Consider the following 21,182-nt stretch of genomic DNA (forward strand, 5'->3'; position numbering starts at 1 on the left):
TTCAAGTGTGCGCCCGTAGGGGTTGCCCGGGCGAACCGAGCGTGGTCCGGGCCACCTGCTTCGTTCGCCGTGCCTCCGCCAGCCGGCATCCCATGTAGAGGACGAACGCGATGGTGGTGACATACGGGCTGATGGGGATGCTGCTGCCGAGCGCGAGCAGAATCCCGCCCTCCATCGCGCACAGAGCGAAGACCACGCTCAGGGCGACAAGCAGTACGGGAGACGCGGTGATCCGGGCTGCGGCGGCCGCCGGGGTGACCAGCAGCGAGAGCACCAGCAGCGCTCCGACGATCTGCACGCACAGCGCCACCGCCAGCCCCAGGACCAGCATGAAGGCCAAGGAGAGCGCCCGTACGGGAACGCCACGGGCCTCGGCGACCTCAGGGTCCACGGCGGCGAAGGTCAGCGGCTTCCAGATGACCGCGAGGGCGAGCAGCACCACCACGGACGTGCCGAGCAGCCAGGCCATCTGTGGCGTGCCGACGGCGATGATCTGGCCGGTCAGGAGGCCGAACTTGTTCGCCGCCCGGCCCTTGTAGAGCGACAGGAACAGCACTCCGAGGCCGAGCCCGAACGGCATGATGATGCCGATCACTGAATTGCGGTCACGGGCACGGACACCCAGGATGCCGATCGCTGCGGCGGCGATCAGGGATCCGACGATGGACCCGGCCACGACGTTCACCCCGAGCAGCAGCGCCGCCGAGGCTCCGGCGAAGGAGAGTTCACTGATGCCGTGGACGGCGAACGGCAGATCCCGCATGATCACAAATACTCCGACCAGGCCCCCGACCAGGCCGAGCAGCACCCCGGCGAGCAGCGAGTTCTGGACCAGGCCGAGCAGTTCGCCGTAGTCGTCGAAGTTGAAGATCTGATGCCAGATGCCGGAGTCGTCCCCGTCGTCCGCGAGCAGCCCGAGCACTGGCCCGATCATGGCTGCGCCTCCGTATCCGGCCCGTCGGTGTGGCTATGGGCAACGACGTCCTCCGGTGCCCCGACCACGACGATCCGGCCCCCGACGCGGATGACGTCAACGCGCGTCCCGTAGAGCTCGGAGAGGGTCGCGGAGGTCATGACCTCGTCCGTCGGCCCGATCCTGTAGCCGCCTCGGGCCAGATACAGGATCCGGTCCACCAGGCCGAGGACCGGGTTGATCTCGTGTGTCACGAAGACCACCGCGGTGCCGGCGGAGCGACGCCGCCGTTCCACCAAGGTGGTGACGGTGCGCTGATGCTGCAGGTCGAGGGAGAGCAACGGCTCGTCGCAGAGCAGGATCCGCGGATCGGTGGCCAGCGCCTGGGCGATGCGTACGCGCTGCCGCTCGCCGCCGGAGAGCCGGCCGACCGGGACGTCCGCGTACCGCAGCGCTCCGACCGAGGCCAGGATCTCGTCCACCCGGTGGCGCAGCGCGGGGCGGAGCAGTGGGGGGCCCCAGCGATGCCCGTCCAGACCAAGCCGCACGAGATCACGGGCGCGCAGCATGGTGTGGGCAGGCAGCGAGGTCTGCTGCGGGATGTATCCGATGTGCCGGCAACCGCGGCGCGGGGCGTGGCCCAGGACGGTCAGCGAGCCCTCGGTGAGCTGCTGCCGGCCGAGCAGCACCCGCAGCAGGCTGGTCTTGCCCGAGCCGTTCGGTCCCAGCACGGCGAGGAATTCCCCCGGCCGTATCTCCAGGTCGAGACCCCGCCACAGGACGTGGTCGCCGTAGGCCAGGGTGCCGCCCTTCAGGCTGATCACGGGCCCGGCTGCTGGGCTCTCCCTCCCCTGACCGGCGGTTCCAGCCGGTTCGGGGAGCGGCGTGACGGCCTCGGTGTGGTCCATCAGGTGTCCAGCGCGCGCTTGAGGGCGTGGACGTTGGCGGTCATCCAGCCGATGTAGTTCTCGCCGCGGGGCAGCGTCTCGGTCACCGGCACCACGGGGATCGCCTTCTGCTCGGCGGCCTTCCTGACCTGTTCCGTTTCGGGGCTGGAGGTCTGCTCGTTGTAGACCAGCGCCTCGACGTGCTCGCCGGTGAACAGGGCGAGCGTCTCGCGCAGGCTCCGCGGGGAGACATCACTGCCCTCTTCGATTGCCTCGCTGAAGGCTGCGGGCGTCTTGTTGCGCAGGCCGCTGGCCTCCGTCATATACAGCGGCACCGGCTCGGTGACTGCCACGGCGGCACCGCCGTGAGCAGCCTTGATCTGCCGCTCCTTGGCCTCCAGCGTCGTCAGCCGCTCCTTGAACGTCTTCGCGTGGAGCCGGAAGGTGCCGGCATCGGCGGGCGCCTCCTCGGCCAGGGCGGCGGCGATCCGGTCGGCCAGCTTCCCCATCGTCGGGAAGTCGTACCAGACGTGCTCGTTGAGGTCCTGGCCCGTCTTCGCCGCCTTCCCGGAAACCTGCACGGCGTCGATGACCGTGGGCGAGGAGTTCTTCGACCCGTCGAGCATCCGGCCGACGAAGTCGTCGTACCCGCCCCCGTTCGCCACGACAACCTCGGCCTTGGCCAGCGCCAGCCGATTCTGCGTACTGGCCTCGTACGAATGCGGGTCCTGCGCCGGGTCGCTGATGATCGACACGACCTTGACCTTGTCGCCGCCGATCTGCTGGACGATGTCCCCGTACACGTTGGTCGAGGCGACGACCGGGATCGCGGATGAGGGGGCGGCGCTCCGGGCGCTGTCGGCCATCCTGGCGTCCGATGTACCGCTGCAGGCACAGGCCAGGGCCAGCACCACGCTCATGACCATGAGTGATGCCGGGCAGCGGATCGAGGACGCCCGCATCGCGGCCTCCGCCCAAAGAGAAACCGAAACGGTTTTCGCTTCATTATCGGCCGGTTGCCGCCCGCTCTCCACCGGAATGGACGGCCCGCCGACACCCAGGCGTCAACGGCCCGCCGACGGGCATCGGGGAGCACCCGTGGACCCGCTGCTCGCCGCCCCGGCCGGGGCCTCAGACGAAGGGGCCTGCGAACGACCACGCCGGAACCGCTGGTCAAACGGCGTCATGGTCGTCACCACGTCCCTCGGGTGACTCCTGGACTGCCGTGCGCCCCGCGGCCTGCACGCCGCAGTGCAGCCGTGTACGACGGCTCGCCGGCCCAACGGCCCAACGGCCCCGCGGTCCTCCTCGGGCCCATCGTCACCGAGGCCGACGCGGAATCGATCGGCGCATGGCTACGGGCAGGCATGCCAGACGACGCCGGTTCGGCGCCGGTGGCTGCGACCGCCCAGACGGGCCGCTTCGCCGTCACTTCGAGCGGTGTGCATCGGTGTCGAGGTCGACGTCAAGGAGCGCTATGCGGCCTCCCCGCTCCGCTACGGCGAGCATGCGCGGGCCTATCCATGCGAGCGACGTGGCCGGGGTGGTCAGGCGCCAAGCGGCGAGGGAGGTGTAATTGCCTTCCCGGCCTCGAACGTCGGCGTGCCAGAGCCGGACGGTGTGGTCGGACCCGGCGGTCGCGAGCACGTCCCCGCTGTCGGGGCGCCAGGCCAGCGCCGATGCGCATACGGGGAGGGTGGTCAATCGGGTCGGTCTCCTGGTGCCGATGGACCAGAGCGAGACGTGGCGCTCTGCCGGTACGGCCAGACGGTTCCCGGTCTCGCTGAAGATGGGGCTGTGCCGGCCCGAGGTGTCCTCGCACTCGACCGGCGACACGCTCGGGCGATGTGTGTGCCACAACAAGGTCTTACGCTGGTGTGCCGAACACACGGCCCAGCGCCCGTCGACGGACAGAGTGAGATCCTTCGGTGCGCCGCCGTAGACATGGACGGCGACCGGTTCACGGCGCATCGGCATGAAGCAGCGGACCTGACCTGCCAGAGACACGGCCAGCAGGCGTCCGCCCGGTACGCAAGCCACATCGGTGGCTTCTGCTGGGAGGGGGGCGGCGGACCACCGTGCCACGCCATTGGTGTCATATGCGGTGACGTTGTGTCCTTCCGCAATCGCCACGATGCCCGGCCCCATCCAGCGCGCCCGGACGCAGGCCGTGGTCGTGGCCGACGTGGTCAGCCCGCCGTCGGCGGTGCGCCACAGGCCGTATCCGTGGTGGCCCGCCAAGGCCAAATGCCGCCCATCGGGGGAGAAGGCCAGGTCTGTGATGCCGCCGGGAAAGGAGAAGTGGCCGTGTTCCTCGCCTCCTTCGAGATCCAGTACGCGCACGTTGCCGCGGCGCCCTGCAACCGCGACCAGGCCCACACCTACTGACAAGGAGACCGGCTCCCATGGGAACCTCTTGGACCACAGGAGGTCGCCCCGCAGGCGTTCACCGCTTGTCGGCGCGGTCAACGTCCTCATGGCGACCACGTCCCAGCCGGAGCCTGGGGCGAAGTGGCGGGTGGGGCGCCGTGGGGTATCTGGTGTGTGGGTTGGTTGAGGTGCATCGGCGAGTCTCCAGTTGTGAATATGGGAATCATTCTCATTAAATACGATGTGGGGTCTGCCGGTGACTCCGGGCTCGACGTGTGACTCGGCGGACCGGTGCAGGTGCGGTGGGGGAGGCGAGGCTCCGAGGTCTGTCACTCCGCGAGTCGCGATGGTGCCGGAGCGCCGGCTTCTGCGATGCCTTCGGCACCACCCCCGTCGGCCCTCGGTCCGGCCGGCCGTGGGCGAGCATGGGATGTCCCGTGTCCCGGGTGTGACAGCCGCCTTCACTGCGTCAATGTCGTCGTCAATGCCGCGGGCGGTGAAAAGCCGGACGACGATTCAGCGCACGGCGACCAGGACGTGGCTGTGGCCGAACTGCCATACCGGCCCCGCGTCCTCAAATCCCGCCTCACGTAGCAGTGCGATGTGCCCCGCCAGCGTCAGATCGTTGCCCTCGCAGTACGGCAGCGGGCGGTTGTGGCGAGCGGCGAGAAGGTCGGCGAGGTCCGGGTCGGCGCCCGCTGCTGCCCACCAGGACTCCCAGTCCTCGTGGGCGAACGCGGCTTGCCGACCGGCTCGGCGACGTCCGACGTCGGCGGCGAGGCCCGAGATGCGCACGCCACCTGGGCAGATGTGGTCGCCGTTGATCAGGGCCCCGCCGGGCCGCAGTGCGGCCGCGAGCTGCCGGTGCACCCGACGAAGGGTGCGCTCGCCGAGGTAGTGCAGAGCCGTTGCTGAGACGATCGCGTCCAGTGGGCGGTCCAGGCCCAGGGTGCCGAGCCATCCCGGCTCGCCGATCGTGGCCTCGATGTAGCGGATGGCGGAGCCGTGGCAGACCCGGCCGAGTTCCAGCAGCAGGGGATCGCCATCGACCGCGAGCACCTCTGCGTGCGGGAGCCGGCCGGCCAGCCGTGCCGCCAGCGCACCGGGGCCGCAGCCGAGGTCGACGATCAGCGGATCCGTATGACCGGTCGTCGTCTGCTCGACCACGTCGGCGATGACCGTGAATCGCTCCTCGCGGTCGATCGCATATCGCTGCTGCTGGCTCTCCCAGCGTTCGACCCACCGCGCGGCCGTCGCCGTGCTCAAGCCCATTGCGAGCCCACTCCGCCTGATACCTCTGCCGACTTGCTGACCCCCTGCCAGGGGATGCTCCTGACCGGAATGCAGTGGCGAGCCGCGGGCGACCGCCAATGCTATTGAAAATCATTGCACATTGGCGAGCGCGGAGAGCAACGCGTCAATCTCCTCAGGGTTGTTGTGGACGTGCAGACTCACTCGTACGGAGCCTTCCTTCTCCCCGGCGCCGGCCTGGCAGTGGCTGTCGGAGCGCACCATCAAGCCGTGGCTGAAGAGGATGAATCCGAGGTCGCTGGAGGCGATTTCACGGTGCCGGAAGGTGACGAGGCTGCGGCGTCGCTGTACCACCGAATCGGTGGCCAGGCTCTGCCGACACCCGAGCACCTCATATGCGTCCATACGGCTCAGACCGTCGGTCAGCCGGGCAGCGAGGGCGACCGTCCAGCGCTCAATACGGTCCACGTCTGCCGCATCCAGCCAGTCCATGGCCGCCCCCAGCGCGGCGATGCCGGCCGTGTTCGGGGTGCCGTTCCAGCCGCCGGGCCGGAACGCGGGCCCGCGTGCCTCTCGCGCCCAGATCACGCCGGTGCCGGGCAAGGCCATCGTCTTGTGCCCGGAAAACACCACGAAATCCACGTCGAGTTCGGCCACGGAGAACGGCAGATGGCCGACGCTCTGAGCGGCGTCCAGGCAGATCGGCACCTCCGGGCCGACCACCCGGCGGATGCGCTGCACATTCATGTCGCCGCCGTAGACATGGTGTACATGCGTGGCCGCGACGAAGCGGGTGCGCGGTCCGACCATCGCGGCGAGTGCGGCGAAGTCGTAGTCGCCGGACGACTCCTGGTACGGCAGCGCGCGGACCAGAACCCGGATCCCCTGACGCGCCAGCAGCTCGCGCGCCTCCAGCCACGGTGACAGGTTGGCTTGGTGGTCGGCGAAGGGGACGACGATCTCGTCGCCGTCACGGAGGAAACCGGGCGTCGTCAGCCAGTCGCGGGCGACCGTGCGCAGCCCTTCGGTGGTTCCGCCGGTGAAGTGGACGGCCGACCGGTCGGGCCCCGGGTCGCCCAGGAACTCCTTGACCCGCTCGCGGGTCCGCTCCACCATCGCCGTCGTGGCGTTGGCCCATGGGTACGTGCCGCGGCCCGCGTTGGCGTTGGAGGTGGTCAGATAGGTCTGTACGGCGTCGAGAACGGCCTGCGGCTTCTGCGCCGTGGCGGCGCTGTCCAGATAGGCGAGTTCAGGATGTGACACGATGATAGGGAACTGCTCGCGCAGGGCCCGCTGCCACGATCTCAGGTCATCCAGGGGGCGTGGACATCCCATGTCAGTCACGCACCAATGGGGCACCCGCGTCCCGCCAGGCGATGATGCCGCCCGCCAGACTGCGCACGTCGGGATGTCCCATGCGAGTCAGCAGGGCCGCGTACCGGTCGGACTTCTCTCCGACCGGACATGCCAGCAGCACCGGCTGCCGCTTGCTGAACGGCAGCCCGCCCCGCAGGAGTTCGTCGAACAGCTCGTCCACGATGTTGACCGACCCCGCGATGTGCAGCGCGGCGTATGCGAAGGGGCTGCGCAGGTCGATGACCAGCGGCCGGTCCGTCGCGATCCACTTCTGCGCGTCGGCGGTGTCGATGACCGTGGCCGCCCGTATCTCGGAGTCGGTGAGCGTGGCCACGGAGTTCCTCACCGGCGGGCGGCCCAGCAACTCGGGCCGCCGCTGCCGGACATAGCCGAGATAGCTCTCCACCCGGTCGCAGACGATGAACACGGCGGCCCTGCGTTCCGTCAGCCCGGCGTCGAATGGGCGTAGATGGCGCAGGGCGCCGAAGTACGCCGCGCCGCCGGTGGGACCGGCGAGAATCCCGCAGCGGCGGAGCAGGGTCAGCATCCCGTCGATCGCCTCGTCGGAGCTCACCGGCTCGATCGTGTCGTATGTGGCCGGATCGAAGAGACCGACCTCGTGCACCTCGTCGACATTGCGGATTCCGGGGATGAAGTCCGACTTCTGTCCGACCAGACCGACGACCCGTACCCCCGGATCGTGTTCGCGCAGCACCCTGGCCACCCCGGTGGACGAACCGGCGGTGCCCACACAGGCGATGAACCAGTCCGGGGCCCGGCCGTCGAGGTCCGCCACGATCTCGGGGCCGGTGCCGGCCGCATGCGCCTCCGTGTTGAGCGCGTTGAAGTACTGATCGGTGTGGAGGTGGGTGCTGCCGGGGCGTGTCAGCTCCTGGTGGAAGCGGGTCAGCGGGTCCTCGGTGGCGGTCGGGTCCAGGCATTCGGTCTGCCCGGGCAGCTCCTCGATCTCGGCGCCCAGCAGCAGGAGAAGGTCCTTGATCTCCGGCACCCGCATCCGGTTGGTGACGCTCTTGAACGTGAGCCCGTGCATGCCCGCGATGACGGCCAGCGCCTTGGCGGTGTTGCCGCTGGACAGCTCGACGATCGTCTCACCGCGTTCCCGGGCACCGGGCAGCCCGGCCCGCGCCATGTGCCAGGCGGCACGGTCCTTGACCGAACCGAAGGGGTTGAGCAGCTCCAGCTTCGCGTAGAGGTCGATGTTCCGCAGACCGTGCACGGCCGGATCGAGCCGGACCAGCGGTGTGTTGCCGATGGCCTCGGTGATGCTGTCGTACCTCATGTGTCATGCCCCCCATGGCAGTTGACCGGCCAGTACTGCTCGTCCAGGCACCAGCTCCAGGAGCCCGCCTCCCGGTGGACGGCGACCTTGCGGGCGACGGGCTGCTGCTGGGCGCGGGTGGCGCTGAAGTCCATGCAGTAGCCGGCCGTGTTGGCGAAGGCGAGGAGGTCACCGGGTCGTGGCAGCCGGGGCAGGAAGACCGTCCTACGGGTGATCAGATCGGTCTCCAGGCACAGGCTTCCGCTCAGGTACACGCCCACCGGTTCCGGTGTCCCCGCAGTCCCCGCCGACGCGTCGTCGCGGGGCAGGAGCACGGGATCCACGAGGACCCCGTGCTCCTCCAGACTCACATCGCGCGCCGTCATCGCGAGACGCACGAGATGTTCCCCGAGTCGGTACGGCGTGTCTCTGCCACCTTCGCAAGTGAGAGCCCGCACTGGTCCACCAGCGCCCGGCCGGGCTCGATGTGCACGTCGTACAGGTTCTCCAGCAGCAGCGTGCCCAGCGGGCGGCTGCCCAGGGTCGGAGCCTGCGTCGACAGCAGCGCGTCTAGGTAGGCGGGTCCGGCGACGGGGCGGTGGGCGGGGTAGAGGGTGAGCGCGCCGCGGAGGGTGCCGTTCTCGGCGCGCAGGCCGTAGTCGTGCCCACCCCAGGTCAGCAGGGGAAGGCGCCCCAGCACGGCCTCGGTGAGCGAGGTCGTGTAGCGGTCCCACTGGGCGCCGTGCGCCAGGTAGTTGACGCCGTAGCCGCCGCCGATGTCGATGGCACGCGGCTCGAATCCCAGGCGCCGCAGCCGGCCCATGGCTCGGAGGCAGCCTTCGAGTGCGACGGCCTTCTCGTCGAGGCTGGTGGTGTCGAGGTGGTAGGCGACCCCGGTCGGTTCGATGGCGTCCTGGTGGCGCTCGACCGTGTCCAGCAGCCGGTCCAGGGAGCGCACGGAGGAGCCGAAGCGGCTGCGCCGGGAGAGTACCCTGACCCCGGACGCCTCGAACTCCGACAACCGCAGCAGGACCCGGACACGGGGCAGGCCGTGCGCGCGCACCACGGCGGCGAGGTCCTCCAGCTCCCCTTGCCCGTCGACGCTGACCATGACGCCGGTGCGCGCGGCAAGCCAGCGGAACTCCGGGTCCTTGGGACCGGTCGCCACGATCCGTTCCGGGGTGAAGCCGGCGCCGAGGGCGTGTTGCAGCTCTCCCAGCGAGGCCACGTCCACGCCGGTGTCCGTGGCGGCGAGCCGTCGCACCAGTGCACTGGAACGATTCGCCTTGTGCGCGAAGAACACCTGGCCGGTGAGGTGGTGGCGACGAAGGGAGCAGCGGAAACGCTCGACGTTCTCCGCGATCCGGTCGGGCAGCACGACATTGAGCGGTGAGCCGAGCGCATCGACCAACGTGTGCAGGAACGCGGGCGACTCCAGCAGCGACGCCAGCGGTGGTTCGAGGACCGGTTCCAGGTACAAGGGCGCACCGTGCATCCAGGCGTTCCTCCCCGGTGAGGTGACACCGCTGCCGCCGTCCGGCCTTAATTTCTTCCCACTCGCACGCTGTTTACTCCCGGATATCGAGTCGGCAGGGGCGGCCGGCGGCCGAATCAGAGGGCGAGAACCATCAGGATGTCGTCGCGGTCGTCCCCGGGCGCCACCCGCAAGGCCCCCGGCCAGCGGCCGACCTCCCGCCAGCCCAGTCGGCGGTAGAAGCCCTCAAGTCCCATGCCCGCCCGGGCCGCGAGGTGGAGCTGCTCCAGGCCCATCTCGTCCCGCGCCAGTTCGCGGACGCGGCGCATCAGCGCGGCCCCGATGCCTTGGCCGCGGAAACGTGGATGTGTCTGGAGGTGGTTGATCTCGCCCCAGTGCGCGATCAGCGGATGCATGTCACGGCGTACGAGCAGCCAGCCCGCGAGGTCGTCCCCGACGGTGGCGAGCAGTAGTCGGCTGCGCCGCGGATCGAGCCCGGCGATGAGTCGGTCGGCAGCCGGCGCGACCTGCTCGACGCTGACAGGGGGGAGGGGGAATCCGAGCGGCACGACCGGACCGCCGGCGTTGGTCACGGCCGCCCAGCACTCGATCAGCTCAGTCCTGCGCTTCGGGGGCATCTCCGGCGGTTGGGTGACCTGTCGGAACTCGGGCGGAACGTGGTCGGCCATGGTGGCACTCATGGCGGACAGCCTGCCAGACCTCCACAGTCCGGTAGGCCCGCCCCGTCCGGGGGGCCGTGGTCGGCCGGGGGCTGGCGTTGCGGCCCATAGGTCCGCGCTGGGGTTCACCGCTGCCATATTTTTGCATACGACATTCGTTTTCATGTAGCTTCGCGTGTCCGACTCGTCTTTTCGATCCGTCTCTCGGAGGTTTTCCGCAGTGGCCGTGCCCAAGCGCAAGATGTCCCGCAGTAACACCCGCCACCGCCGCGCGCAGTGGAAGGCGAGCACTCCGGAGCTCGCCCCGATCCACGTCGACGGCGTCGAGTACCAGGTGCCCCGGCGCCTCGTGCGCGCCTACGAACGCGGGCTGCTGCCGCTGCCCGGGAAGAGCTGACGACCCGTCCGCCGCTCCGTACGAGAACTGAGGAAGCCGTCCCGTGTCAGCCCCGCCGCGCCATCCCACCGCCGTCTGCCTGTCACCGTGCTGTCCGGATTCCTTGGCGCGGGCAAGACCACGCTGCTCAATCACGTCCTGAACAACCGCGCGGGGCTGCGGGTGGCGGTGATAGTGAACGACATGAGCGAGGTCAACATCGATGCCGCGCTGGTGCGGGACGGGGGAGCGGCGCTGTCCCGTACCGAGGAGCGGCTGGTGGAGATGACCAACGGCTGCATCTGCTGCACGTTGCGGGACGACCTGCTGGAGGAGGTGGAGCGGCTCGCCCGTGCAGGCCGGTTCGGCTACCTGCTCATCGAGTCCAGCGGGATTTCCGAGCCCATGCCGGTGGCCGCCACGTTCTCCTTCGCGCGCGACGACGGCGCATGCTCGCGGACATCGCGGCTCTGGACACCATGGTCACCGTCGTCGACACCGCCAACTTCCTGCCCGAGCTGGGGCGCGGAGACGAACTGACGGAGCGGGGCCTCGACCAGTACGAGCACGACGAGCGCACCGTCAGCGATCTGCTGATGGACCAGGTCGAGTTCGCCGAGGTCATCGTGCTGAACAAGCTCGACCTGGTCACCGACGCGGAAGCCGACCGGTTGCGAGCCGCTCTGGCCCGGCTGAACCCCTCCGCCCAGATCGTGCCCGTCAGCCACGGGCGGATCGACCCGGTCCGCGTTCTCGGGACCGGGCGTTTCGACGTGGAGAAGGCTCAGCAGGCCCCGGGCTGGGTCGCCGAACTCAACGGTGACCATGTCCCGGAGACCGAGGAGTACGGAATCTCCAGCCTCGTCTTCCGCGCCGACCGCCCCTTCCACCCCGAGCGGTTGTGGCGCTTCGTCGCCGACGACCTGGACGGCGGAGCGTACGGCGACATCCTGCGTTCCAAACGTACGGCTTCGACGACGCCTGTGCGCACGAGAACGCGTCCGAGTACATTCACGCGGACTGAAGCGAACGCGATCGCCAGAACCCTGGAGCATGCCGGGTCGGGCGTGTTCTGCTGCCCCGATCGGTGTCAGGCCATCCAGAAGAAGACCGCGGTCATCCGCTTGTCCTCCAGGGTGCTTCCCCAGTAGCCGGTGGCGCTGTGCATCAGGGGGTTTGCGGTAGGGGAGGACGGGAAGCGCCGGGGGCCTCGGGGGGTGTGGGGGCATGCGGCCGACCTTATGGCCGGAAAGCGTCAGAGCTCTGCCGGGGATTGGTCAGTCTTCCGTCAACTCCGGGTAGCGGAGCGCATGTTCCTGGGGCTTTCGCATCTCTCACGTGGCCTCCGTCCGGGGGTTGGCTCGGGGGCTTCGGAGCCGGGGTCGAAGGCCATGCGGTGAGGTCACGAGTGAGATCAGGAAGAGGGCGGCGATGACGAGGCTGATGGTGCCTCCGGCTGCCATGTCCCAGCGGATGGAGAACTCCAGGCCGATCACGCAGCCACCGACCCCGACGGCAACGGCCAGCGGTACGGCCGTGCGGATCCGGTCCGTCCACAGCCGGGCCGTGGCGGCGGGGCCGACGATCAGGGACATGGCCAGCATCACGCCGATGGCCGGGGCGGTGACGACGATGACGGCTTCCACCAGCAGCAGGAGCAGCAGTTCGAGAGCCGTCACCGGGTATCCGGCGGCCCGTTGCCCGTCGGGGTCGAAGGCGCCGTGCACAAGCTCTTTGTGCAGCATCCCGAGGACGAGGAGGACGATGGCGCCGACGGCCGTCGTCGTCGCCAGGTCGTGGTCCGAGACTGTCAGGAGAGAGCCGGTCAAGAAGGCTTCGAGGTTCTTGCCGAAGCCGTTGGAGGCGGACAGTACGGCGACGCCGAGGGCGAAGCCCGCTGCCAGCATGATGCCGGTCGCGGTGCCGTTGCCTTGATCGCGGCGGCGTGAGACGCCGACCACGCACAGGCAGCCGAGGAGTCCCGTGGCCGCGCCGCCGAGGTAGAGGTCGAAGCCGGTCAGGGTGGCGAGCGCCACCCCGGGGAAGGTGGCATGGGTCATTGCCATCGCGAAGAACCCCAGTCGGCGCAGGAGTATATGCAGGCCGATCGCCCCGCAGACCGCGCCGACCAGCGCCGCCTCCAGCAGGGCGCGGTCGCTGTACGAGGTGAGCCAGCTCATGTGCGTACCTTCCAGGTCTTGCGAAGGCGGGTGACTGCGGTAGCGGCGCGCAGCGTCACGTATCCGGCGACCATCAGCAGGACCACGGCGGGGCCTGCGGCCAGCGGCAGCCCGTATCGGAGGGATGCTTCGTTGCTGGCCGTCAGTCCGATCCAGGCGCACAGCCCGCCGAAGCCGGCCCCCGTGGCCGCGATCACCGGGATGCGGTGGGAGAGGAGCCGTCCGACGGCCGCCGGGATGACCAGGAGGGCGATGACCAGCATGGTGCCGACCGATCGCACCGCCGCGACGACGACCAGCGCGATCACCGAGTTCAAGGCCAGGTCCAGCAGCCCGATGCGGTAGCCCAGGGCGCGGGCGCCCTCCGGATCGAGGGCCCGCAGCGTCAGATGGCGCCCGAGCACGGCGAGCACGGCCAGACAGACCACGGCCAGGGCCACGCTCTGCGTGATCTCCTCGTCGGTGACGGTGAGCACTTGGCCGAAGAGGAATGCCGTCAGGTCGTGGTGGTAGCTGTGCTGTCGTGAGACCAGCACCACCCCCAGCCCGAACAGCGCGGTGAGGATGACGGTCAGCGCCGCGTCTTCGCTGATCCGCGGAGTGCGCGTGAGCAGCGTCAGCAGTGCTGCGGTGAGCAGACCCGCGGCGAGGGCGCCCCAGAACACCCCCTCCGCGGCGCCGGCGGCGAAGCCGATGACGACGCCGGGGAAGACGGTGTGGGTGAGGGCGTCCGCCACGTACGCGAGGCGTCGCACGAGCACGAACACCCCCACCGCGCCGCCGAGCACGCCCAGGATCACCAGTTCCGCCAAGGCCCGGGCCATGTACGGGGCCTGGAAGGGGTCGGTGAGGATGTCCATGCGGTCACACCCCCGCCACCATGGCGCTGCCGTCCACTTCGAGCACCCGGGCGCCGTAGCACTCCTTCAGGTTGCCGGTGGTGAGCGTCGACCGCACCGGTCCGAAGCCGAACTGCCGCCCGTTGAGCAGACAGACCTGCTCGCACAGGGCCTGGGCGATCGCCAGGTCGTGCGTGCTGACGAGGACCGCGGCGCCGCCCGCCTTCAGCTCGCGCAGCGCGCCGAGCAGAGCGTCCCTGCTGACGGCGTCCACGCCATTGAAGGGCTCGTCCAGCAGGAGTACGTCCGCGTGCTGGGCGATGGCGCGCGCCAGGAGCACGCGCTGCCGCTGTCCGCCGGAGAGGGTGCCGAAGCGGTCCCGTGCCCGGTCGGCGAGGCCGACCAGGTCCAGCGCCTCGGCGGCGATGGCGCGGTCCCGTCGCCCGGGCCGGCGCAGCCAACCGACGGCGCGGTAGCGGCCCATGAGCACCACCTGCCCGACGGTGACCGGGAATTCGGGATCGAGGGTGTCGGCCTGCGGCACGTACGCGGTGCGTGTGCGGGCGGCGGCCGGACGACGCCCGCACACGGTCACCGAACCCGAAGCCACGGTCACCAGCCCCAACGCCGACTTGAGGAGGGTGGATTTGCCCGCCCCGTTGGGGCCGACGAGCGCGAGCGCCTGGCCGCCGGCGACCGAGCCGTGCACGTCATCGAGCGCGACCGTGGAGCCGTAGCACAGACACGCGTGGTCGAAGATGACCGCGGGCCGTTGTCTGTCCGGCCCGGTTCCGGCGCGCGGCGCGGGAATGGCGGACGTGGTCACTTGAGGGCGTCCACGATCGTCTTGGTGTTGGCCAGTTCGCTCTTGAGGTAGGTATCACCGGCCGAGCCCTTGGGCCCCAGCGAGTCCCCGTACAGCGAGCCGTCACCGGCGATCACCTTCACCCCGGCCTGCCGGGCGATGCCCTTGGCGGTCTTGGGCGGCAGCGAGCTCTCGCCGAAGACGGCCTTCACCTTCTGCGCCTTGATCTTCTTCACCAGGCTGTCGATCTGCTTGCCGGAGAGCTCGGCCTGGTCGCTGAAGTCGGGGATGACCGCGCCGACGTAGGTGAGGTGGTAGCGGTCGACGTAGTAGCCGAAGGCGTCGTGGTTGGTGACCAGCTTGCGGCTGTTCTCGGGGAGAGAGCCGATCAGCTGCTCGATGTTCTTGTCGAGAGCGTCGAGCTTGGCGGCGTACGCGGTGAAATGCGCCTGGTAGTCGGCCTTGTGTGCCGGGTCGGCCTTGATCAGCGCCTTCCGAATGGTGTCGCACATGATCTTCGCGTTGCGGGGGTTGTGCCAGATGTGGGGGTCGTCGGCGGGCTTGCCGGTCTCCTCGTCCTCGCCTTGGCGCAGCGTGACACGCCGGCTGGTGTCGACGGTTTCGCCGCTGAAGCCAGAGGCGTGGACCGGCTTGTCCAGCCACTCCTCCTCCAGGCCCACGCCGTTCTCGAACAGCAGCTTGGACCGGCCTATCGCCTGGAGGTCGGCGGGCGTGGGCTCGTATTCGTGGGTCGAGGCGTTCGGCTTCACGAGCTGGGCCACGTCGACGTGGCCCTTGCCGATGGTGCGGACGAAGTCCGCCACCTGCGTGGTGGTGGCCACCACCTTCAGAGCGCCCGAGCCGGCGCGGTCGGACTGTGCGGAGTCGCCCTTCGCGCCGCAGCCGGCCAGCGACAAGGCGGCCAGGGGTATGACGGCAAGGGGGACGAGGGACTGCTTCGGACGGTGCACGGGATCTCCTGGGGCGTGGGCGTGGAAGGCTCGGGGCATGATAGACATGAAAATCATGTTCAACTAGTGTCGGTGATCGACAGGCCGCAGGTCAACGGGGAGTCGTGATGAGCAGCGCAGAGGCGGGGTGGACGGCCGCCGTGGAGCCGGGTGCGCGCAGGACGCGTCAGCGCACCGCCGTGCTGCGCACGTTCGCTGCCTGCCGAGACTTCGTTTCCGCCCAGGCCCTGCACGCACTGCTGACGGAAGCAGGCGTCGGGGTCGGCCTCAGCACCGTCTACCGCACCCTGCGCGACCTGGAGCGGGCAGGCCGCGTCGACGTCGTCCGCGACGAGACCGGCGAGCGGCTGTACCGGCAGCGGCCCGACGACGGCCACCGCCACTACCTCATCTGCCGGTGCTGCGGCCGCAGCCAGGCCGTCGACACGGACGTGGTCGAGGAGTGGGCCGACCGGCTCGGTGAACACACCGGCTTCACCGCCGTCGAGCACACCCTCGAACTCAGCGGCGTCTGCGCCGACTGCGGCACCTCTGCCGAACAAGGAGAAGCGCCATGCCGCCAGGCGTCCCCCCGCCCCATCGATCCCCGCAGATCAGCGTGCTGAAGGGCCGCGTACGACGCTTCCTCGCCCCCTCGGCGACGACACCGTCATCGTCATCCGCCAACCGTCTACGCGGGCCCTGGATGCCCGCCGCTGGAGACCGTCATCGCCTTCCTCTCATGGAGGGGGAAGCCCTGCGGGCCGTACGCGGCGCCGTCGGCCAGATCGCCTGCGGCTCGGCGCACGGTCTGCCTGCGGATACGAGCCTGGGCTGACATGGAAGTGCCGCCCGGGGAACGCCCGGACGGCATGAGCCTGCGCCTGGCATCCACCCGGATCCCGGCTTCGACGGAAGCGGGGGCCGCAGCCTGTCAGGTCGGGCCGTTGACTGTCACCAGCTGCTCTTGGTGACGCCGGGGAGCTCGCCCGCGTGCGCCATCTCGCGCAGGCGGATGCGGGAGAGGCCGAAGGCGCGCAGGTGACCGCGGGGGCGGCCGTCGATGGAGTCGCGGTTGCGCACCCGGGTGGCGCTGGCGTCGCGTGGCTGGCGGCGCAGTTCCTGCTGGGCGGCCGCGCGGTCCTCGTCGGATGCGTTCGGGTCGGCGATGAGTGCCTTGAGTACGGCACGGCGTTCGGCGTAGCGGGCGACGATCGCGCGCCGCTTCTCATTCTTGGCGATCTTGCTCTTCTTTGCCATCAGACCTTGCCTCCCTGTGCGCGGATGCGAGCCACGGCCGCCTCGATGCCGATCGTGTCGACGGTCTTGATGCCCTTGGTGCTCAGCGTGAGCCGGACGTGGCGGCCTTCGCTGGGCAGCCAGTAGCGCTTGCGCTGGATGTTGGGGTCGAACCGGCGGCTGGTGCGGCGGTGCGAATGGGAGATGTTGTTGCCGAAGCCGGGTTGCCGGCCGGTGAGTTGGCAGTGAGCGGACATGGCTCCCCTTGTTGCGTGTTGGTCGATTCCGCAGCACCGTAACAGGTTAATGAAAATGAAAACCAATTGTGTATGCTGCGGGGCATGGCCCGTAACGAACTGCGTCCGATCGTCAAGCTCAGGTCCACTGCCGGGACCGTTCCCCAAGCTCTCAACTTCGTTCGAGCAGGGGAGACCCCAATCACGTACGTGACCCGCAAGAACCGCCGTAACGATCCGGACCGGCTGACCCTGCGCAAGTACGACCCGGTCGTCGGCCGGCACGTCGATTTCCGTGAGGAGCGCTGACCCCTGTGAAGCCTGGAATCCACCCCGAGTACCGGCTTGTCGTCTTCCGCGACCGGGCCGCCGACCATGCCTTCCTGACCCGTTCCACGGCGACCAGTGACAAGACCGTCGAGTGGGAGGACGGCAACACCTATCCGGTGATCGATGTGGAGATCTCCTCGGTGAGCCACCCCTTCTACACCGGCACCCAGCGGGTCCTGGACACCGCAGGGCGTGTGGAGCGCTTCCAGCGCCGTTACGGGCGGAGGGAACGGTGAGTGTCGCCTCGCCCCGCCTGCCGGTGGTGATCGTCGGCGGACTGTGCGAAGGCGCCCGGCGCGCGGCCGTCGGGGACATCCTGCACTCCGTGCCCGGCACCGTCGTCCTCCACCACGATCTGTCGGCCGGACCCGACGGCTCGGTGCACCGCACCATCCGCGATCTGAGCGGTCCCGTCAGCAGCGGTCACACGCCCTTGGTCAACGACTGCGCGTGCTGCGCACTGCGTGAGGACCTGGTTCCCGAACTGGTGCGGCTCGCCGACGCCGGAACGTACCGGCTGGCCGTCGTCGAGCTGTGGGACTCCATCGAGCCGCAGGCCATGGCGGCCGTCATCGCGGCCGAGAGCGAAGCGCTGGAGCTGACCGGGGTGGCCACCGCGGTCGATCCGGCGCTCGTCCTGCCGTGCCTGTCGAACGGGGACGACCTGGCCGAGGCCGGCCTCGCGGCCGCTCCCACCGATCAGCGCACCGTCGCCGACACCTTCGCCCGGCAGATCGAGTACCCCACGGTGCTCGCCCTCGCCGAAGGCGACGAACCGGCGGACGACGCCGACCTCGCGCTGCTCGCCCAACTCACCCCGGCCGCACAGCGTTTGCGGGTGGGCGAGGGCACGCTCGGGCCGGCCCTGCTGACCGGATTCGACGTCGAGGCCGCAGCGGCGCGTCAGCACCCGTCGTGCGCGCTGCTGCCGCAGGAAGCCGACGCACACGGCGTCGACACTCTCGTGTGGCGGCGAGACCGACCGTTCCACCCCGGGCGGCTCTATGCGGCCCTGGAGGATCTGGTCTGTGCCGCGGCGCGTATCCGCGGGCGGTTCTGGCTGGCCGACCGGCCCGACACGCTGCTGGCCTGGGACGCCGCCGGCGGTGCGCTGTGTGTGGAGTCCGCCGGGCCCTGGCTGGCCGCGCTGCCCGACGCCGCTTGGGAGATGGTGTCTGCGGAACGCCGCATCGCGGCCTCGCTGGACTGGCATCCGGAACACGGCGACCGCGGTCAGCACCTCACCTTCACCTCTCCCGGCCTCGACCGGGAGAACCTGCTGATCCTGCTGGACTCCTGCCTGCTGACCGACACCGAGCACGCGGCCGGACCAGGGGCGTGGAAAGAGCTGTCGCACGCCTTCGACGAACTCCTCGACCCGGTCGCCTGAACGTGTACCACCGAAACCATGAGGAGGGATCTGGCATGGCCCGCCGCAGCAACCTCAAGTCCAAGGCCGTCAAGCGCAAGGCCAACCCGCTGGCGGCCGCCGGCATTACGTATGTCGACTACAAGGACACCGATTTGCTGCGGAAGTTCATCTCCGACCGAGGCAAGATTCGCAGCCGCCGGGTGACCCATGTGACGAAGCAGCAACAGCGGCAGATAGCCCGCGCCATCAAGAACGCCCGCGAGATGGCTCTCATCCCCTACGGCTCCCGGTAACAGACCTCGATGCGAAACATTCCGTTGGCGGTGGCGTGGGGACGCAGGGCCGCCCACACACTCGTGACCGCGATCGCCGGGGTGGGCGCGTGAGCATCGGCGGAGGGCCGGCCCCGGGCCTGCTCACCGTGGTCTGCGGCAACACCCCGGAGGCGCGTGGTCGCGCCGTCGACCTCCTCCGTCGCGTCGCTCCCGATGCCGTGGTGCTTTCCGTCTCGGTCGACGGTGCGCCGGACGGGCGGTACCCGTCCGTCCAGCGCACCGTCTCCTGCCACGACCAGCAACTGCGCGGTGACCTCTGCCGGGCGACCACAGGAGACCCGGCCGTGATAGTCCGTCAGGACCTGGAGGCCATCGCCCGCCGTACGGCGCACCCACACGTCCTGCTCGCGCTCCCCGGCGAACTGGATGCGGCTCTGTTCCTCGCCGCTCTGTGGCAGACCCCGCTGGGTCGCACGCCAACGGCGCACCACTACGGCCTGGGGCCCCTGACCGTCGTCCTGGACCCCGACCGCTTCCTCAGCGACCTGCGATGCGTGCACAGGACCGTCCGGTCCTACGGCCCAGGTGCCCACGCCGTTTCGCTCACGCTCGCCGAAGCCGCCGCCCGCCAGGTGGAGGCGGCTGGAACCGTGGTGCTGAGCCCAGGACGAGACCTCACCGACGGCACCCGGGAGGGGACGCGGGCTCTGCTCGGCCACCTCAATCCGTCCGCGGAGGTGCTCTCCGTATCCGAGTCCGGCGATGACGCCCTCGGAACTCTGGTGAAGCCCGATCCGCGGTGGGCCGTGGCCGGCCCGGTCGAGCGTCTCGATCCCGTAGTCGCACTGGTGCGCCGGCAGGGTGTCGACCACGGCGTGATGTCCGTATTGTGGCGCTCCCGCCGTCCCGTCCACGCCGAGCGGCTGGCGGACAGCCTGCCGCGGATCATGTCCGGAGTCGTACGCAGCCGGGGGCACCTCTGGCTGGCCACCCGCCCCCAGTCGGTCGTCGGCTGGCGCTCTGCGGGTCGTCACCTGGAACTGCGCGAGACCGGCGACTGGTTGCAGCAGGACAACGTAGCGGCGTGGCGAGGCGTGTCGCCGCAACGCCGGACCCTGGCCTCCTGGTTCTGGGACGACTACTACGGCGAGCGGCGCAACGAGATCGTCTTCACCGGCACCGAGCTGGACCAGGACGAGCTCCGACGCACCCTCGATGCCACCCTGCTCGACGACCGAGAGCTGTCGCGCGGCGTCGAGAGCTGGGCAGACCTCCCTGATCCGCTGCTCGGCGACCCCGCCCCCGATGGTCCGACCGACGGTTGACGGTCGGACCATCGGGGACGGGAGGAGCGCAGACGCCCGCACCGCCGAGCCGGACCCTCATCGGCCCGCGGCGAGCACCTGCCCCGTCCGGACGGCCAGCTCTTCGGCTTCCACTGGCACCGGGTTTGGGGCGATGCTGTGGGTGTAGTGGATTGGCCAGCATCTTTGTAGCCCTGTGGCCGATCCCGGCGGCACTACGGTGACTGGTGACAACGGGACCCTGGCCGGGGCTGGAGCCGGCTGCCTGGCGGCTTGCCTCCTGCTGGCCCTGTGGATGTGGGTCCGGCGCTGTCCGAGCGCTCGGCGGCTGCAAGAGTCGGTGCCTTCGGCGAAGGACAGCGTGGTGCGCTGACCACCGGCATCCCCTTGCGCTCCTGCCGCACGACTTCTTGGCGGCCTGGTATCGCGCTGGTACCCGCTTCTCATCGGGAGCGAAGACGAGGTGGGCGTCGCGGCGTGGGTGGAGCGAGTGGGGCCGGGCGCGCTCCGCATTTCAATGATGCGGCTGATTCGGGTGGCAGTGAATGACTCGTCGGGGTGTGCCTGGAGGTGGGCGATGTCCACTTGCCGGAGCGCTCCAGGTGTGAGCCGCCTTCCACGCTTGGCGCGGGGTGCGCCGGTTCCGTCGGCCACGCCCAGCAGGCGGCTGACCGTGGGAGCGCGCTGGTCCCCGTCTGGCGGTCGGGGCCGAGGCACTGTCATTCGCTGGCGCCGTTGGTGAATCCTGAGGGCTGATCGTGATGTCGGCCTTCGCGATCCGTTGTGGTCGGCCAGAGTCAGATTCAGGGTGTTCCACGAGCTGGGACTGACAATGCTCTGCCGGGCCTGGGCGGGGGGCTGTGAGTGTGGGGAGGATTGGTGGGTGCTGTCCCGGGCCGGGGTCTGACTCATGAGAACTCTGACCGCGGTGTCTTACTCACGCTGTGTCGACCGCTGACCGGGGATGGTGCGTTGCTGGTACCGGGCCGGCCGGGTGTGTCTCGATAGGGGCCTGCCGACCAAATAGGCGTTGTCACAGTTCTGACCGTCCGCGCGGTCCGGTGCC

Annotated in this window: 21 protein-coding genes and 3 pseudogenes; 8 read left to right on the forward strand and 16 right to left on the reverse strand. The window is 69.6% G+C overall.

The window, feature by feature from the left end; translation table 11 throughout:
- Position 1 precedes the first annotated feature (1 nt).
- The 9 genes and pseudogenes from ACZ5XZ_RS06485 to ACZ5XZ_RS06525 all read right to left on the reverse strand — a co-directional run bounded on the left by ACZ5XZ_RS06485 (position 2) and on the right by ACZ5XZ_RS06525 (position 10,231).
- Complete coding sequence (locus ACZ5XZ_RS06485; RefSeq protein WP_468974964.1) at positions 2-934, reverse strand: metal ABC transporter permease; 933 nt, start codon at positions 932-934, stop codon at positions 2-4.
- Positions 931-1,821, reverse strand: a complete 891-nt coding sequence (locus tag ACZ5XZ_RS06490) for a metal ABC transporter ATP-binding protein (protein ID WP_468974965.1) — start codon at positions 1,819-1,821, stop codon at positions 931-933. Before ACZ5XZ_RS06490 ends, ACZ5XZ_RS06485 begins: the two co-directional genes overlap by 4 nt.
- On the reverse strand, positions 1,821-2,762 hold the full coding sequence (locus ACZ5XZ_RS06495) for a metal ABC transporter solute-binding protein, Zn/Mn family (RefSeq protein ID WP_468974966.1): 942 nt from the start codon (positions 2,760-2,762) through the stop codon (positions 1,821-1,823). Before ACZ5XZ_RS06495 ends, ACZ5XZ_RS06490 begins: the two co-directional genes overlap by 1 nt.
- 466 nt (positions 2,763-3,228) lie before the next feature.
- A complete protein-coding gene (locus ACZ5XZ_RS06500; protein ID WP_468974967.1) occupies positions 3,229-4,179 on the reverse strand; it encodes a WD40 repeat domain-containing protein in 951 nt (316 codons plus the stop codon).
- A gap of 507 nt (positions 4,180-4,686) precedes the next feature.
- Positions 4,687-5,442 (reverse strand): methyltransferase domain-containing protein, encoded by a 756-nt coding sequence (locus ACZ5XZ_RS06505; protein WP_468974968.1) that lies wholly within the window; start codon positions 5,440-5,442, stop codon positions 4,687-4,689.
- Between the two features lie 111 nt (positions 5,443-5,553).
- On the reverse strand, positions 5,554-6,756 hold the full coding sequence (locus ACZ5XZ_RS06510) for an aminotransferase class V-fold PLP-dependent enzyme (RefSeq protein ID WP_468974969.1): 1,203 nt from the start codon (positions 6,754-6,756) through the stop codon (positions 5,554-5,556).
- Position 6,757: 1 nt separating this feature from the next.
- Entirely contained in the window at positions 6,758-8,077 is a 1,320-nt protein-coding gene (locus ACZ5XZ_RS06515; RefSeq protein ID WP_468974970.1) for a pyridoxal-phosphate dependent enzyme, read from the reverse strand.
- Positions 8,074-9,551 (reverse strand): annotated as a pseudogene (locus ACZ5XZ_RS06520) (Y4yA family PLP-dependent enzyme). Before ACZ5XZ_RS06520 ends, ACZ5XZ_RS06515 begins: the two are co-directional and overlap by 4 nt.
- Positions 9,552-9,667: 116 nt before the next feature.
- Positions 9,668-10,231 carry a GNAT family N-acetyltransferase gene (locus ACZ5XZ_RS06525; RefSeq protein WP_468974971.1) on the reverse strand — a complete coding sequence of 188 codons (564 nt, stop codon included), beginning with the start codon at positions 10,229-10,231 and terminating at the stop codon, positions 9,668-9,670.
- A 199-nt stretch (positions 10,232-10,430) separates the two neighbouring features.
- Here ACZ5XZ_RS06525 and rpmF point away from each other — a divergent pair, with 199 nt between their 5' ends.
- Positions 10,431-10,607 (forward strand): 50S ribosomal protein L32, encoded by a 177-nt coding sequence (rpmF, locus tag ACZ5XZ_RS06530; RefSeq protein ID WP_069570074.1) that lies wholly within the window; start codon positions 10,431-10,433, stop codon positions 10,605-10,607.
- Between the two features lie 27 nt (positions 10,608-10,634).
- Positions 10,635-11,548, forward strand: a pseudogene (locus tag ACZ5XZ_RS06535) (GTP-binding protein); the annotation flags it as partial.
- Between the two features lie 128 nt (positions 11,549-11,676).
- Here the strand turns inward: ACZ5XZ_RS06535 and ACZ5XZ_RS06540 are convergent.
- The 5 genes and pseudogenes from ACZ5XZ_RS06540 to ACZ5XZ_RS06560 all read right to left on the reverse strand — a co-directional run.
- Positions 11,677-11,757, reverse strand: a pseudogene (locus tag ACZ5XZ_RS06540) (DUF6445 family protein); the annotation flags it as partial.
- A 163-nt stretch (positions 11,758-11,920) separates the two neighbouring features.
- Positions 11,921-12,766: a metal ABC transporter permease gene (locus tag ACZ5XZ_RS06545; protein ID WP_468974972.1), complete on the reverse strand. Its 846-nt coding sequence runs from the start codon at positions 12,764-12,766 to the stop codon at positions 11,921-11,923.
- Positions 12,763-13,626: a metal ABC transporter permease gene (locus ACZ5XZ_RS06550; protein WP_468974973.1), complete on the reverse strand. Its 864-nt coding sequence runs from the start codon at positions 13,624-13,626 to the stop codon at positions 12,763-12,765. The genes ACZ5XZ_RS06545 and ACZ5XZ_RS06550 overlap by 4 nt, the downstream gene beginning before the upstream one ends.
- A 4-nt stretch (positions 13,627-13,630) precedes the next feature.
- Positions 13,631-14,431: a metal ABC transporter ATP-binding protein gene (locus ACZ5XZ_RS06555; RefSeq protein ID WP_468974974.1), complete on the reverse strand. Its 801-nt coding sequence runs from the start codon at positions 14,429-14,431 to the stop codon at positions 13,631-13,633.
- Positions 14,428-15,381, reverse strand: coding sequence for a metal ABC transporter substrate-binding protein (locus ACZ5XZ_RS06560; RefSeq protein ID WP_468974975.1), 954 nt, complete (start codon positions 15,379-15,381; stop codon positions 14,428-14,430). Before ACZ5XZ_RS06560 ends, ACZ5XZ_RS06555 begins: the two co-directional genes overlap by 4 nt.
- Before the next feature lie 107 nt (positions 15,382-15,488).
- Between ACZ5XZ_RS06560 and ACZ5XZ_RS06565 the strand changes: the two genes are divergently transcribed.
- On the forward strand, positions 15,489-15,986 hold the full coding sequence (locus ACZ5XZ_RS06565; RefSeq protein ID WP_468974976.1) for a Fur family transcriptional regulator: 498 nt from the start codon (positions 15,489-15,491) through the stop codon (positions 15,984-15,986).
- A gap of 328 nt (positions 15,987-16,314) precedes the next feature.
- Here the strand turns inward: ACZ5XZ_RS06565 and rpsN are convergent, their stop codons facing one another.
- Both rpsN and rpmB read right to left on the reverse strand, forming a co-directional pair.
- The gene (gene rpsN / locus ACZ5XZ_RS06570; protein WP_468974977.1) at positions 16,315-16,620 is read right to left on the reverse strand and encodes a 30S ribosomal protein S14; all 306 of its coding nucleotides are present in this window, start codon (positions 16,618-16,620) and stop codon (positions 16,315-16,317) included.
- On the reverse strand, positions 16,620-16,856 hold the full coding sequence (rpmB, locus tag ACZ5XZ_RS06575; protein ID WP_468974978.1) for a 50S ribosomal protein L28: 237 nt from the start codon (positions 16,854-16,856) through the stop codon (positions 16,620-16,622). Before rpmB ends, rpsN begins: the two co-directional genes overlap by 1 nt.
- A gap of 84 nt (positions 16,857-16,940) precedes the next feature.
- Here rpmB and rpmG point away from each other — a divergent pair, with 84 nt between their 5' ends.
- The 5 genes from rpmG (at position 16,941) to ACZ5XZ_RS06600 (ending at position 20,137) form a co-directional block, all read left to right on the forward strand.
- Positions 16,941-17,144, forward strand: coding sequence for a 50S ribosomal protein L33 (rpmG, locus tag ACZ5XZ_RS06580; RefSeq protein ID WP_468974979.1), 204 nt, complete (start codon positions 16,941-16,943; stop codon positions 17,142-17,144).
- A gap of 5 nt (positions 17,145-17,149) precedes the next feature.
- Complete coding sequence (locus ACZ5XZ_RS06585) at positions 17,150-17,401, forward strand: type B 50S ribosomal protein L31 (protein ID WP_468974980.1); 252 nt, start codon at positions 17,150-17,152, stop codon at positions 17,399-17,401.
- On the forward strand, positions 17,398-18,555 hold the full coding sequence (locus ACZ5XZ_RS06590; RefSeq protein WP_468974981.1) for a GTP-binding protein: 1,158 nt from the start codon (positions 17,398-17,400) through the stop codon (positions 18,553-18,555). The genes ACZ5XZ_RS06585 and ACZ5XZ_RS06590 overlap by 4 nt, the downstream gene beginning before the upstream one ends.
- Positions 18,556-18,590: 35 nt before the next feature.
- Positions 18,591-18,830: a 30S ribosomal protein S18 gene (rpsR, locus tag ACZ5XZ_RS06595; RefSeq protein ID WP_468974982.1), complete on the forward strand. Its 240-nt coding sequence runs from the start codon at positions 18,591-18,593 to the stop codon at positions 18,828-18,830.
- An 89-nt stretch (positions 18,831-18,919) separates the two neighbouring features.
- Entirely contained in the window at positions 18,920-20,137 is a 1,218-nt protein-coding gene (locus tag ACZ5XZ_RS06600; protein ID WP_468974983.1) for a GTP-binding protein, read from the forward strand.
- Positions 20,138-21,182: the final 1,045 nt, after the last annotated feature.

It is taken from the genome of Streptomyces sp. NPDC033270 (assembly GCF_055576575.1).